The organism is Methylocapsa sp. D3K7 (assembly GCF_029855125.1).
In the GTDB taxonomy this organism is placed as follows: Bacteria; Pseudomonadota; Alphaproteobacteria; order Rhizobiales; family Beijerinckiaceae; genus Methylocapsa.
This window is the reverse complement of sequence record NZ_CP123229.1, coordinates 3917195-3930249: the sequence shown is the minus strand read 5'-3', so window position 1 is coordinate 3930249 and position 13055 is coordinate 3917195. Positions and strand designations below refer to the sequence as shown.

The window sequence follows — 13055 nt, the reverse complement described above, 5'->3', positions numbered from 1 at the left end:
CCGCAGCGCGAGGCCGCGGCACTCCGCCCGCTTGAATGACCGAAGTTACTTTGCGCGAAACAGATCGGAGATGACCGAAACGTCCGGATCGCACGCATGGTTGAGACACGGCAAGCCTAGACTCGCCTCGAGCGTTTTTAGGAGCGAGAAATGGGTGTATCGGGTAGTGCTTTGCAGGCCATGGATGCCGTAATTGGTATCAACGACGAAGATAACTTTGTTCTGCGTCGGAGCCGAGCTGTAATCGTTCTCATCCCAAAGAAGGACGATGGCACTCCGGTTGAGAGGCCTGCCGAACCCGTCGCCTGATGCCTTCCAAACGGGCGAAGCATGGATCGCATTCACGATCTCCTTGACAGCGACGTCGCCGCGGAAAATCAATGCGGGGTTCAGACCCGCTTGCGTGCCGTTGTCATCGGGGTCGAAGTTGCAGAACGCACCGGCATTGCCGCGCCCGTGCTGATCGTTGCACTGATTTGGCACAATGAAGGAGAAGGTCGGCACCGTGCCATGGGCAAGATCGGCGTAGAGGCCTTGCTGGCCATCGAAAGCGACGGTGTTTGCGAGGTAACCTTCTTGAATGCTTTTGAAATAGACAAAGGGGTTGTGCTTCGCCGCATAGAGCTTGACGACATCGGCCTGGATCAGCGGCGGATTGAGCGCGGGGAGAATTTTGCTGAAGTCAGTGTTGTTCGTGTAATCGCCGTCGCTGTAGCTCACGCGATCCGCACCTTCTGGCGGAAGGCCTTCCTGATAGCTCTTCCAGCTGATCTTCTTGGCGATGAGCTGATCGGCGATCGTTTTGCCCGTGGTGGTGCTGACGGCCGGAACAGACGCGATGCCATCAATGCTCAGCAGACCGGGCGGGCTTTGCACTTCATTCGTCGTATCCACCGCTGGTGTCACCGCATCCGTGCCTGTCCCCGAGATGGGACAAATATTGCCGGTCGCCGGATTGTCAGTGGAAGGAATTCCCGACGCGAGATTGGTGATGCACGCGTTGTTATGCCAATCTGGATCGTTGTCGCTTCGCACACCGAAATTGGAACCGCCGGTCATTTCGAGATAGTTGGTCAGGCTTGGGTGGCCGATGGCGAAGAAATTTGTCGCTAAATTGGCCGAGGTTACGAGCGCATTGATGAAGGGGGTGTTCGGATTTTGGAAGATTTGGCCATAAGCATGATTTTCCATCACGATCACGAACACATGATCCAAATGCGGTATTCCTGTTGGCACTGGGCCTTCGGCCGCAAAACACTGGCTTGCCATCGCCGGGGCCAACAGCCCCAGCGCCAAAATTGTCTTCTTCATAGGGGTTCCCTCGTCATGGACGGACGGTTTCCGTCCAGCTCAAGAGAGCCTTACAAATGACTGAAGAAGCTTTCGTGGCCGGGATATTTCAGAAAAATGACAATCTCTCCTATCCGCCGCATGACCAGCAAAGATCAGCTTGATGGGAACCCAATCACGGCCAGGGTTGGATATGCGCCCGATTGCTTAGGCTGCCGCGCTCGCGCCGCGCATCGATGCAAGCTCCAAATGCGCCATTGCCGTGTGCAAGGTGTGCACGCCGGCGCCAGGTTTCACCGCTTCGGTCGCGAGATGGCGCCGCCAGGCACGGGCGCCGGGAAGGCCATTGAAAAAGCCAAGCAAGTGGCGCGTCAAGGCATGAAGGGGCACGCCTTCGGCAAGCCGCGCTTCGACATAGGGGATGAACGCCTCGATCGCCGTCGCCATCGTGCCGACCGGTGCTGTCTCTCCAAACAAAAGCGGATCGACGTCCAGGAGCAATGCCGGGTCCTGATAGGCAGCTCGCCCAACCATGACACCATCGACGTATTCCAGTTCGGCGCGCGCTTGGCCAAGCGTGGCAAGACCGCCGTTGAGGACCACCGGAACAGCTGGATAGCGCCGTTTTAAGACATGGACGAGCGCATAGTCGAGCGGCGGCACATTGCGATTCTCCTTTGGCGAAAGACCGCTCAACCAAGCCTTACGCGCATGGACGATGAGCGCATCGCAACCCGCCGCGACAACGCGCGCGGCGAGGTCTCCGAGCGCTGCTTCCGGGTCTTGTTCATCGACACCCGTGCGGCATTTGACCGTCACCGGAATTTTGACACGCGCCTTGATCGCCGCGACACAGTCACCAACAAGTTCCGGTTCGCGCATCAGACAAGCACCGAACGCGCCGCTTTTCACACGTTCTGACGGGCAGCCAATGTTGAGATTGATCTCGTCATAGCCCCAATCTTCGCCAATGGCCGACGCCGCCGCCAATTGCGCCGGATCGGAACCGCCGATTTGCAGGGCGAGCGGATGCTCCGCCGGCTCGAAGCGCAGCAGCCGCCCGCGATCGCCATGCAGGACCGCGCCCACCGCGAGCATTTCGGTATAAAGCCGTGCTCGCCGCGACAAGATCCGATGGAAGGACCGGCAATGCCGGTCCGTCCAATCCATCATCGGCGCAACACTAAATCTGAACCGACTGAAATTACAGGATTTTCCTTCCATTTCGGTCGGTTGCGCCCGCAATGTGCTGTACTCGTTCACTCCCGTTATCTCCGATTTTCGCTCATTTCCTTGCCTCAAGTACAGCCATGCTGTACCAAAGAGCGCATGCTGTACCACGATTTGCCTCGAGGACGAAATGGGAACGATCATCCCCCGTAAGCGAAAGAGTGGGTCAACAGCTTACCACGCGCAACTCCTCATCAAGCGCAGCGGTGCGATCGTTCATCGCGAGTCACGGACGTTTGAACGCAAACAGGCCGCCGCCGCCTGGCTCGAAAAACGCGAGACCGAACTCGCCAAGCCCGGCGCCCTCGAACGGGAAAAAACCCCCGACCCTACTCTAGGTTCGGTAATCAATCGGTATACCGAAGAGTCCGTCAAAGACATTGGTCGAACGAAAACGCAGGTGCTACGTGCGATCAAGCGCTACGATATCGCAAACAAGCAGTGTTCGACCATTACGAGCGCCGACATCATTACTTTCGCCAATCAACTCGTATCGAAGGTCACGCCGCAGACCGTCGCCAATTATCTCTCGCATCTTGCAGCAGTCTTCGCGATCGCTCGGCCCGCGTGGGGATATCAGCTTAACCAGAACGCGATGAAAGACGCATTCGTGGTCGCCAAGCGGCTGGGCATTACGACGAAGAGCCGCGCGCGCGATCGCCGTCCAACGCTGGACGAGTTGGACAAGTTGATGACGCATTTCGGCGAGCGCCTTAGGCGCCGCCCGTCGTCGGTTCCCATGCAGAAGATCACGGCGTTCGCAATTTTTTCGACGCGCCGCCTGGAGGAAATCACTCGCATCTGTTGGGGCGACCTCGATGTCGGAGGAAGTCGCCTGTTGATCCACGATATGAAAAATCCCGGAGAGAAAATTGGAAACGATGTCTGGTGCGATCTCCCGCCGGCGGCGCTCCAAATCATCCTCTCGATGCCGAAGACCTCGGAGCAGATTTTTCCCTACACCACGGATGCGATCGGAGCGGCCTTCACACGAACGTGCCAATTTCTCGGAATTATAGACTTACATTTCCATGACCTGCGCCATGATGGCGTTTCGCGACTGTTCGAGACCGGCCTGAGCATCCCGCAAGTAGGGAGCGTTTCCGGCCACCGGGCATGGTCAAGTCTTAAGCGCTATGCCCATCTTCGCCAAACCGGAGACAAATTTGCCGATTGGAAATGGCTTTCTGTAGTCACGGCTCAATCTGAGGGTGCTTGACAGCTAGAATGACCGCCGATCGATCGAGATCTAGCATAAATACGATCAGACTTTATTATGCCGACCAGAAGTCATCTGCCAAAACAAGCTGCATATCCTTGCCCTCCGAAGGCTGATGTCAAGGGGGTTTTGTTAGTAAGTAACTGAAGAAAGGTTCGTGAAAACAGTAGCTTGAGTAATCCTACGAACGCCGCCAAACCCCGAGAAATTTTCGCGTAAGCACCGCGTAAGCAGTTTTCGGAGAACGGGGGCGGAACAGCGGATAGCGGGGCGTAGTCACCCGGCGACCGTGATGTGGGACTGGTTTGTGAAGGCCGAATCCGTTGACCCTCATAGGTCAGTCGGGCTAGGCGAAATTGAGATGCACCCGTAGCTCAGCTGGATAGAGCGCCACCCTCCGAAGGTGGAGGCCACACGTTCGAATCGTGTCGGGTGCGCCAACCTCCCTAGATTTGCGCCTTGTAGCGCAACGCGGATTAGGTTGGCCGAGGGCTTGAAGATGTCGAGCCAAACCACATCCTCTCCTGTCGTGCTCCCAATCGCCGCCCGTGCGGATGTCGCGTCACACCGGCAACCTTGAATTAGCCCCACCCGCTATTAAGATATACGGCGATACGCTTTAATAGCGGCGAAGCTAATTAAAGGATCGCGCGTGACGGACGGAGAGAACCAAAGGCTCGGGGCCTATGTTGAAACGAGCGCGGGAGGCGAGCGCGTGCGCGCCTATGTGCCTGCCCCGCTGCCGCCAAAGCCGCCGCTCGAACTGGGCCAGTTCATGCACGTCTACGAACGCGCCATAGCCGCGGTCGGTCGCCTCGACGGCGTGACGACGATCCTGCCCTCGACGCCTTTGTTCCTCTACATGTATGTCCGCAAGGAAGCCCTCCTGTCCTCGCAGATCGAGGGCACGCAATCCTCGCTGTCCGACCTGCTGCTGTTCGAAAATCATGAAACGCCGACGGTCGAACTCGACGACGTGACCGAGGTCTCGAACTACGTCGCGGCGATCGAGCATGGCGTCTCCCGGATGCGGGGCGGATTTCCTCTGTCGCTCCGGCTGATCCGCGAAATGCACGCCATCCTGCTCAAATCAGGGCGTGGCGCAGCGAAGCAACCGGGCGAGTTCCGCCGCTCGCAGAACTGGATCGGCGGAACCCGGCCGGGCAACGCCCTGTTCGTGCCTCCTCCGCCGAACCGGCTGGACGAGTGCCTCGATGCGCTGGAGCGCTTCCTGCACAGCGAGGATGCGGCACTGCCCCCGCTCATCCGGGCGGGCCTGGCCCACGTCCAGTTCGAGACGATCCATCCCTTTCTCGACGGCAACGGACGCCTGGGCCGGCTGCTCATCACGCTGATCCTGTGTGAGGCCGGGGTGTTGCGGGAGCCGATCCTCTATCTCAGCCTGTTCCTGAAGTCCCGGCGCGACGACTATTACCGGCTCCTGCAGGAGGTTCGGCAGGCTGGGACGTGGGAGACCTGGATGGAATTCTTCCTGACCGGCGTCGCGGAGACCGCGGAACAAGCCGCCGCCACGGCTCGCGATCTGATCGCCATGTTCGACGCTCACCGACAGCAGATCGCCGGCCTCGGCCGCGCGGCTCCGTCGGCGCTCCGGGTCCACGAACTGATGCAAGCCAGCCCGATCGTCACCATCCAGACTGTCTCCGCGAAACTCGCCGTCTCCTTCCCGACCGCCAGCACGGCGCTGGAAAATCTCGCCAAAATAGGGGTCGTGCGCGAGACCACGGGACGGCAGCGCGGCCGGATCTACGCCTATTCGGACTATCTGGCCTTGCTCGATCGCGGCACCGATCCATTGCCGGCCTGACAAGTCGAGGGATCGAACCACGGGTTTCGTGTATCGTCGCGATGAAGGTGGCCGGAGAGGGGGAGGCAAAGTTTGCGAAAGGCGGCCCGTATGCGGGCCGATGAAGTGAGTAGCGTGGATGTAGAGCTTCGCGATTTGCGTTTGGCGGTCGTAACGTCACAGCACCGCAGCCTGAGACAGGCGGCGGAAGCTCTGAACATACGCCAATCGACCTTGAGCCGCCGGCTGCACGAGATCGAGCGCCAGCTTGGCGTGGTGTTGTTTGAAAGGACGAATGGCGGCACCCACCTCACTATGGTGGGGCTGGAGTTCATCGCGAGCGCCAAGCGAATACTCGATGACGTGGACACGGAACTTCGGCGGATCAGGAGCAGGAGCCGCGGCGAACTTGGCTTGTTAACGATCGGCGTTCATGCCTCCCCTTCGGCGGGGAACATGCACGCGACGCTGGTCGAGTACCACCGGCGCTTTCCGGATGTGGATGTACGCACCGTCGATGGTAGCCATGATCGGCTGCTTTGTGCTCTCGCGGGCAACGCAGTCGATGTCGCGATCATGACGGGTCACGCGACGGCATGGGAAGGCCGGATGCTTCCGCTTTGGAGTGAGCGGGTGATCGTAGCTTTTCCGGGGCATCATCCGCTGGGCCATAATTCGAGGATTCGTTGGGCGGATCTTGCGAACGAAAAGTTCCTCGTCCCGCAGCAGGGTCCCGGACCGGAGCTTGAGGGGCTGCTCGCGGCGAAGCTCCGTCATGCCATTGGTTCTCAGCACATCATCCATCAGGACTCGTCACTGGACAGACTGCTGAGCCTAGTCAGTGCGAACTATGGCACGCTCTTGATGTTCGAGGGCGCGACAGGGGTGCGCCACGAAGGCGTGGTCTATAGGGAGGTCTGGGACGACGACGGCCCGACCCAGACCAATTTCATGGCGTACTGGCGAGAAGCGAACAGCAATCCCGCTTTGGGATCGTTCCTGGCCATGTTGCACGAACACTATCCCGATTTCTCGGCCGAACCGAAAGCGACCTGACCGCTCCGATCGCGTCGCGCCTTCGCGAACGCGCGGTCGGTCGCCATGAAACGCTCGACCATCGGCACGATGAGCTTCGAGGGGTCGGGAGCCGTTTGGCCAGTCGTCCGGCCGAGCACTTGAGCATAAGCGACAAGATCCCGATGCACGGCAGCGGGCAATTCGACGCTGATTTTGACCGGCTTGTCGTCGGCCAGCGGCCCAAGCTTGAGCTTCGTCATGGATTCCCTCCGTGTCCGTAGGGCGTCAACACCAGATCGCGGGTAACGATGACACGGACCGGGAAGCCTGGCCGGATCGTGAGCGTCGGCTGGATGTTGAGCTGCCGCTGGACAATCTGAGACCCTGTCTGGCTGATGCTGTTGGATGCTCCGCTGCGGATCGCCTGAACAAGGTTGTTCTCGTCCTGGCTCGTGCCCGCCTCCGCGCCCACGCTGAGCAGCGTCGAAAGGACGGCGGCCTTGAACAGCATGCCCCAATGGTTGTCGACCTCGTCCTCTAGTCCGGCGTAGCCCTGCGTGTCGGTGCCGGGCTGACGCTCCAGCACGATCGAGCCGCCATCCGGCATGATGATCCGGGTCCAAACCAGCAGGACGCGCGACTGCCCGAAAGCGACGGAGCTGTCGTATTGGCCGATCAGCTTCGCGCCCTGCGGGATCAGAAGATATTTGCCGGTCGGGCTGTCATAGACCGCCTCCGTCACCTGGGCAGTGATTTGACCAGGCAGATCGGAACGAATGCCCGTGATGAGCGCGGCGGGAATCACAGTGCCGGCCTGCACGACATAAGGCGAGGCCTTCGCGTCGAGCCGGTCTGGACTGACCGTGCGCTTGTCCGTCGACGCATTGAGGAAGGCCGTCTTGCGGTCCTGCATGTTCTGCGCGGCGCCGGCGTCGACTGGCGGTGCGGGAGTCGGACCCGTCGTCGTCCCGATCCCAGCCGGCGCGGCGAGCCCGACGGGCTGGGGCTGCTGATTGGTCTGGGCAAAGAGGCGGCTGAGCCGCGCCGCCTCGATCTCTTGGGCGCGGCGCTGCGCCTCCGGATCAGGCGTGGTCGCGGGCGCTACGGTGTTCGGCGCTGCCCCTGCGTTCAGGATTGGCTTGCCGAGATCGCCGGGCAGCGGCGGGCCAAGCGGGGGCGCCTGCCGTGGCAGGCCGGTATAGTCTTTCGGCAGGCCAGCGAGGCCCTCGGCGGAGGGACGGTTCTGCGTGGAAAGCAGCTCCTCGCCGCTCTGCGCTGCGTTGCGAGTCTGGAGCGCGTAGCCGAGCGCGCCCGCGACGGCGAGCGCCGAAACGGCGCCCAGGCCAATCAGCACCCTGCGCGACAAGCGTGTGACGCGCGGCCGTTCGCCCCGAAGCCGCAGATCGGGCGGTACGACGGGCGTCGGCGTCGGCGGTTGTTCTTCAGGACCTTCCGCCGTCATGACCGCGGCCTTCCGTCGGTACGAACGATGCGCACGCGCCGCTCGCTATCCTTGTCGCCGAGACGCAATTCGGCGGCTGCGAACAGGCGGTCGACGATGTAATAGTTGCGGTTGACCCGGTAGTTCACCAGCTCGGAGCCGCCGGCCGGTCCGATGACGAACAGTGGCGGCATCTCGCCCTGGGCAATGCCGCTCGGGAACTCGATGTAGACCTTGTGCCCGTCGTCGAAGGCGCGCAGCGGACGCCAGGCCGGGTTGTCGCCCTGGATTGCATAACGGAAGTTGATCGAGGCGAGATCGACGCCGCTGGCAATCGGCGCGGCTGCGTCGGCCTCCTGGTTCTGCCGCCGAAGCGCGATGAGCTGATCTTCGGGATACTGCCAGGAGACCGAGGCCATGTAGGTCTTCTCGGTCGAGCGCAGCTCGAGGAGGTAGGTCCGCCGATCCGTGTTGATGACCAGATTGGTGAGCAGCTCGGGTCTCGTCGGCTTGACCAGGATGTGAACTTTCTTGGTGGCGCCCGTGCCGCTCTCGGTATCGCCGATAATCCAGCGCACGGTGTCGCCGGCGGCGACGGGGCCGGAGCCGACGAGCTGCTCGCCGTCCTGCAGCGCGATGTCGGTAATCTCGCCGGGCGCCGTATAGACTTGGTAGAGCGCCCCGCCGGAGAACGGATAGACTTGGACCGCGTTGATGAAGCCGTTGCGCACCGGCTGAATCCGCGCGGCAGCGTTGGCCTGGTTGACGCGCACGGTCGGGTCGGCAGCTTCGGGTGTCGGCTTGCCACCGTCGATCGGCTTCAGTTGCCCGGGCAGCGGCAGCAGCTTGGGCAACTCCACGATCTTGATAGGCGCTGGCGGATCGACGGTGAGCTTTGCCGGCGCCGCGCTGTCGTAATTGATGTCGGGCGGAATGAAATTGTGCGCGCAGCCGCCCAGCGTAGTGGTGGACATCAGCAAAGCCGCCAGGGCGGCTTTACGGAAAGGCGCAATCCCTCCTTTCCGGCTCTGCTGAATGGTGAAGAGACGCGAAGCCGGACCGCCGGCTTCCATGGAAATCGGCGAGGTCATTGTCCTAGCTCCTTCGACCAGTTGATGGCGGTGACGTAGACACCGAGCGGGTTCTTGCGGAGCACGTCGGCGGAAGTCGGCGTCTGGATCGCGATGGTGAGGATCGCGGTCCAACGGGTGTTGTCGGCGAGCGCGCCGTCTTGATAGCGATGCTCGACCCATTCGACGCGGAAGCTCGAGGGCGACGCGCGGATCACGCTAGATACGTCGATGGCGATCTGCTGCTTGCCGAGCTTGGCGAAGGGGTCGTTGGCGCGCGCATAGTCGTTGAGCGCCTGGGAGCCCGAGGTGGTGGTGAAGTCGTAGGCCTGCAGCCAGTTCTGCCGCACGATGATCGGATCGGCCGGCAGCGCGCGGACCATCTGGACAAAGTGGGCGAGATACCAGGCGATTTGCGGATCGCTGGGCGTGTAGTCGGCGGCGGCGGGCGCGACGGCCTGCGCCTGGCCGAGCTTGTCGACCTGCACGACCCAGGGGACGATGGTGCCGTGGGTCGATTGCCAGACGAGACTGCCGGCGAGACCCATGGACAGCGCGAGCGAGCCGAAGGCCATCAGCCGCCAGTTCTTGGCCTGCACCCGAGCCGAGCCGATGCGGTCGTCCCACACCTGGGCGGCGCGCTGATAGGGGGTTTCAGGCTCGGGCGTTCGACCGTAGCGAACGGTGGGGCGGCGAAACAGCGCCATCTCTTATTCTCCTCCAGAGAGATCGACGGAATGGCCGCCGCCATGGCTGTCGCCGGACCTGAGGACCTGCGCAGCTGTCTGCGTCCCGTGGACGATCGACTGGTTGCGCTTCATGCGCTGGGCCCAGGCCGGTGGGCCGGAACCCTCCGATCCGCCGGTGGGCGCCGCGGGCGTGCTTGGTGAATTGCCGCCGACCGTCCCTCCGGTCGATGATCCGCCGGTTGCAGCGAAACTGGACCGGCCGCCGGCGGCGAAGCTTTCCCGCATCGAACTGCCGGCTTGAGCGGCGGCGCGCCGCACAGGAGCCGCGGCGGCTGAAGCGGCCGCTCGCCCGACCCCGCCGAGTCCGGCCGCGACGCCCGACGCGCCGGACCGGCCGGCTGAAGCAAGGCTGTAGGCGGAGGACGCGCCGCCGGCCATTGCCGCCCCACCGCGCGCGGCGGCGGCAGTGCCGGAAGCCGCAGCCATCGCCCCCCTGCCGGCCAGGCCGAGCGCGCCGGCGCCGGCCATCGCCGTACCCGCGACGGCCAGGCCAGTCCCGACGGCGGCGCCCGCGCCGAGCTGGGGCGCGCCGGAGACCAGGCCGGTGGCGATGCCGGGGCCGAAGATGCCGAGGCCCAGCATGGCGAGGGCGGCCAGCACGACGGACAGCGCTTGCTCGACCGTCGGCTGGCCGCCGGCGTAGGTCTGCGTGAACTGCGAGAAGAGCCCGGTGCCGATGCCGACGATGACGGCCAGCACCATCACCTTGATGCCGGACGCGACGATGTTGCCGAGCACCTTCTCTGCGAGGAAGGCGGTCTTGTTGAAGAGGGCGAAGGGAATGAGGATGAAGCCGGCCAGTGTGGTCAGCTTGAATTCGATCAGCGTGACGAAGAGCTGAACCGCCAGAATGAAGAAGGCGATCAGCACCAGGACCCACGAGACCATCAGCACCGCGATCTGCACGAAGTTCGCGAAGAAGCTGGTGAAGCCCATCATCTGGTTGGCCGCATCGAGCAGCGGCTGTCCGGCGTCGAGCCCGACCTGGGCGAGCTTGCCCGGCCGCAGGAAGTCGGCGGTGCTGATAGACGAGCTGCCCGCCTTCAGGCCGAGGCCGGCGAAGCTGTTGAAGACGATGGCCGATAGATTGTTGAAGTTGTTGATGATGAAGGCGAAGAAGCCGATGTAGAGGGTCTTCTTCACCAGGCGCTGGAGGATGTCCTCGTCGGCGCCCCAGGCCCAGAACAGGCCTGCAAGGGTGATGTCGATGACGATCAGCGTGGACGAGAGATAGCCGACTTCGCCCTTGATCAGGCCGAAGCCGGAATCGATGTAGGTGGTGAAGGTGTTGAGGAAGGTGTCGATGACGCCGACGTTGTTCATCGCGCATCTCCCTTAGAAGGGGTGGCCGGCGCGGCAGCGCCTGGGGGCGTTTGTGGCGGCAGAGGCCGCGCCGGCCTGCCGAAGAATCGCTGGCGGTTCTCCTCCCAGACCGCGACGCAATGCGGATCTTCGGCATCCTGGGGACCGAGCGCGCTGCAACGGCGCAGCTCGGCCGAGAGGTCGTCGGATGCTGGTGTGACGATGGTCGGAGGGGTCTCGGCAATGGGGGCCGAGTGGCGCCGGTTGGTCACCACAAGAGCCGTGATGGCGACCGCGATCAGGGCGACGATCGCGGCGGCGCGGAAGATTTCCGACCGTCCCAGCATCGCCGCGCCTCAGTTGCCGCTGAACATGGTGACGTTTCCGGGCTGATAGCCGGTGCGCGTCGAGAAGGTCTTGTAGTTCTGCTGGCCTTGCGCCTCGGCCGAGGCGGTACGCGCCTGCTCCAGGGCGTCGGCCCGACTCTTGGCCGACAGCACGGCGACGAGATCGGAAAGCTGCTGAGATTGCAGCGCCAAGAGTTGGTTGCCGGCCTGTGCCGCCTGCAGCGCGCCGGTGGCGCTCTGGCTGGCCGTGACTAGCGAGGTCATCGCACTGGAGTTCGTCGGGATGTTGCCGACCACGCCCGCCTGTACCTTCAGGCTGTCCTCGAAGGCGGCGACGGAGTTCTGCCAGCGGGTCTGCGCGTTGGCGACCATGGCGGTGGTCGAACCTGTGCCGGCGGCAGAACCGTAGCTCGTCGAATAGGCCTGCTCGATGCGCTGGACGTTGAAGGCGATGTTCTGCGCCTGACCTAGCAGTGACTGGGTCTGGGCGATCGACGACTGAAGCTGGGTCAACGTCGACATCGGCAGGTTTGCAAGGTTGCGCGCCTGGTTGACCAGCGACGTCGCCTGGTTGGTCAGCATCGTGATCTGATTGTTGATCTGCTGCAGCTCGCGCGCGGCGGTGAGCACGTTCTGGCCGAAGTTGGTCGGGTCGTAGACGATCCACTGCGCCGAGGCGGGCGGCACGGCGACGGCCAGGGTGAGCACGGCGGCGCTTGCCGCCGCCAGATGGCGCAGCTTGATCATGATGATGTCTCCAGGTTGATCAGGTCAGGGATGAGATCGGCGGCCCAGAGGAGCTCGTGGTCCGCGAGCCAAGCGGGCGTGAAAGCATCGCGGCCGTGCTCGGCGACGACGCGCTCGATCGCGGCGTGGTCCGCCTTGGAGGAAGCGGCACAGAAGGCGAGCGCAACGGGGCCGAGACCCAGCTCGAACAGGCGATTGCCGCGGCGCGACTGGCAGTAGTAGTCGCGCTTCGGCGTAGCGCGCGCGAGGATCTCGATCTGGCGATCGTTGAGACCGAAGCGGCGGTAGATCGCGGTGATCTGCGGCTCGATCGCGCGCTCGTTCGGCAGGAAGATACGCGTCGGACAGCTCTCGACGATCGCGGGCGCGATGTTGCTGCCGTCGATATCCGACAGCGACTGCGTGGCGAAGACGACGGAGGCATTCTTCTTGCGCAGCGTCTTCAGCCACTCGCGGAGCTGCTGGGCGAAGGCCGGATCGTCGAGGACCAGCCACCCCTCGTCGATGATGAGCAAGGTCGGCCGGCCGTCGAGGCGGCCCTCGATGCGATGGAAGAGATAGGTCAGCACGGCGGGCGCCGCTCCGGCGCCGATCAGGCCCTCGGTCTCGAACGCCTGCACCGGAGCGGAGCCGAGCTGCTCAGCCTCGGCGTCGAGCAGGCGGCCCGAGGCTCCACCGACGCAATAGGGCTGCAACGCCTGCTTTAGCGCCGTCGACTGCAACAGGACCGCCAGGCCGGTGATGGTGCGCTCGCCCACGGGCGACGACGCCAGCGAGCTCAGCGCCGACCAGACTGTCCGGCGTCAGCACCTGTGAGACAGATTTAGCGGGTTGAA

At 63.1% G+C, this 13055-nt stretch carries 12 protein-coding genes, 1 tRNA gene and 1 pseudogene; 4 read left to right on the top strand and 10 right to left on the bottom strand.

The window, feature by feature from the left end:
* Positions 1-45 precede the first annotated feature (45 nt).
* Together QEV83_RS18425 and dusA are read right to left on the bottom strand one after the other, a co-directional pair.
* Positions 46-1311: an alkaline phosphatase family protein gene (locus QEV83_RS18425; protein ID WP_280129096.1), complete on the bottom strand. Its 1266-nt coding sequence runs from the start codon at positions 1309-1311 to the stop codon at positions 46-48.
* Positions 1312-1497: 186 nt separating this feature from the next.
* The gene (gene dusA, locus QEV83_RS18420; protein WP_280131140.1) at positions 1498-2514 is read right to left on the bottom strand and encodes a tRNA dihydrouridine(20/20a) synthase DusA; all 1017 of its coding nucleotides are present in this window, start codon (positions 2512-2514) and stop codon (positions 1498-1500) included.
* A gap of 136 nt (positions 2515-2650) precedes the next feature.
* On the opposite strand from dusA, the gene QEV83_RS18415 reads away from it, so the two are divergent.
* From QEV83_RS18415 to QEV83_RS18400, 4 genes are all read left to right on the top strand, one after another.
* Positions 2651-3739 carry a tyrosine-type recombinase/integrase gene (locus QEV83_RS18415; RefSeq protein ID WP_280129095.1) on the top strand — a complete coding sequence of 363 codons (1089 nt, stop codon included), beginning with the start codon at positions 2651-2653 and terminating at the stop codon, positions 3737-3739.
* A 363-nt stretch (positions 3740-4102) separates the two neighbouring features.
* Positions 4103-4179, top strand: a tRNA-Arg gene (locus QEV83_RS18410).
* A gap of 212 nt (positions 4180-4391) precedes the next feature.
* Positions 4392-5567 carry a Fic family protein gene (locus QEV83_RS18405; protein WP_280129094.1) on the top strand — a complete coding sequence of 392 codons (1176 nt, stop codon included), beginning with the start codon at positions 4392-4394 and terminating at the stop codon, positions 5565-5567.
* Between the two features lie 90 nt (positions 5568-5657).
* Positions 5658-6602 (top strand): LysR family transcriptional regulator, encoded by a 945-nt coding sequence (locus QEV83_RS18400; RefSeq protein WP_280129093.1) that lies wholly within the window; start codon positions 5658-5660, stop codon positions 6600-6602.
* Here the strand turns inward: QEV83_RS18400 and QEV83_RS18395 are convergent.
* The 8 genes and pseudogenes from QEV83_RS18395 to QEV83_RS18360 all read right to left on the bottom strand — a co-directional run.
* A complete protein-coding gene (locus QEV83_RS18395; RefSeq protein WP_280129092.1) occupies positions 6566-6823 on the bottom strand; it encodes a DUF2274 domain-containing protein in 258 nt (85 codons plus the stop codon). The genes QEV83_RS18400 and QEV83_RS18395 overlap by 37 nt on opposite strands.
* Positions 6820-8025 carry a TrbI/VirB10 family protein gene (locus QEV83_RS18390; protein ID WP_280129091.1) on the bottom strand — a complete coding sequence of 402 codons (1206 nt, stop codon included), beginning with the start codon at positions 8023-8025 and terminating at the stop codon, positions 6820-6822. The genes QEV83_RS18395 and QEV83_RS18390 overlap by 4 nt, the downstream gene beginning before the upstream one ends.
* Positions 8022-9095, bottom strand: coding sequence for a P-type conjugative transfer protein TrbG (gene trbG / locus QEV83_RS18385; protein ID WP_280129090.1), 1074 nt, complete (start codon positions 9093-9095; stop codon positions 8022-8024). Before trbG ends, QEV83_RS18390 begins: the two co-directional genes overlap by 4 nt.
* Positions 9092-9775, bottom strand: a complete 684-nt coding sequence (gene trbF / locus QEV83_RS18380; RefSeq protein ID WP_280131139.1) for a conjugal transfer protein TrbF — start codon at positions 9773-9775, stop codon at positions 9092-9094. The genes trbG and trbF overlap by 4 nt, the downstream gene beginning before the upstream one ends.
* 9 nt (positions 9776-9784) lie before the next feature.
* Positions 9785-11146, bottom strand: coding sequence for a P-type conjugative transfer protein TrbL (gene trbL / locus QEV83_RS18375; RefSeq protein ID WP_280129089.1), 1362 nt, complete (start codon positions 11144-11146; stop codon positions 9785-9787).
* Positions 11143-11472 (bottom strand): putative entry exclusion protein TrbK-alt, encoded by a 330-nt coding sequence (gene trbK-alt, locus QEV83_RS18370; RefSeq protein ID WP_085772628.1) that lies wholly within the window; start codon positions 11470-11472, stop codon positions 11143-11145. The genes trbL and trbK-alt overlap by 4 nt, the downstream gene beginning before the upstream one ends.
* A 9-nt stretch (positions 11473-11481) precedes the next feature.
* Positions 11482-12219, bottom strand: a complete 738-nt coding sequence (trbJ, locus tag QEV83_RS18365; protein ID WP_280129088.1) for a P-type conjugative transfer protein TrbJ — start codon at positions 12217-12219, stop codon at positions 11482-11484.
* Positions 12216-13013, bottom strand: a pseudogene (locus QEV83_RS18360) (conjugal transfer protein TrbE); the annotation flags it as partial. The gene trbJ and the pseudogene QEV83_RS18360, both read right to left, overlap by 4 nt.
* Between the last annotated feature and the right edge of the window lie 42 nt (positions 13014-13055).

Excerpts from the sequence above, each read along its gene's own strand:
- QEV83_RS18390 (WP_280129091.1), bottom strand. The coding sequence starts at position 8,025 with ATGACGGCGGAAGGTCCTGAAGAACAACCGCCGACGCCGACGCCCGTC.
- QEV83_RS18425 (WP_280129096.1), bottom strand. The coding sequence starts at position 1,311 with ATGAAGAAGACAATTTTGGCGCTGGGGCTGTTGGCCCCGGCGATGGCA.
- trbK-alt (WP_085772628.1), bottom strand. The coding sequence starts at position 11,472 with ATGCTGGGACGGTCGGAAATCTTCCGCGCCGCCGCGATCGTCGCCCTG.
- dusA (WP_280131140.1), bottom strand. The coding sequence starts at position 2,514 with ATGGAAGGAAAATCCTGTAATTTCAGTCGGTTCAGATTTAGTGTTGCG.
- trbG (WP_280129090.1), bottom strand. The coding sequence starts at position 9,095 with ATGACCTCGCCGATTTCCATGGAAGCCGGCGGTCCGGCTTCGCGTCTC.
- trbL (WP_280129089.1), bottom strand. The coding sequence starts at position 11,146 with ATGAACAACGTCGGCGTCATCGACACCTTCCTCAACACCTTCACCACC.
- QEV83_RS18395 (WP_280129092.1), bottom strand. The coding sequence starts at position 6,823 with ATGACGAAGCTCAAGCTTGGGCCGCTGGCCGACGACAAGCCGGTCAAA.
- QEV83_RS18415 (WP_280129095.1), top strand. The coding sequence starts at position 2,651 with ATGGGAACGATCATCCCCCGTAAGCGAAAGAGTGGGTCAACAGCTTAC.
- QEV83_RS18400 (WP_280129093.1), top strand. The coding sequence starts at position 5,658 with ATGCGGGCCGATGAAGTGAGTAGCGTGGATGTAGAGCTTCGCGATTTG.
- trbJ (WP_280129088.1), bottom strand. The coding sequence starts at position 12,219 with ATGATCAAGCTGCGCCATCTGGCGGCGGCAAGCGCCGCCGTGCTCACC.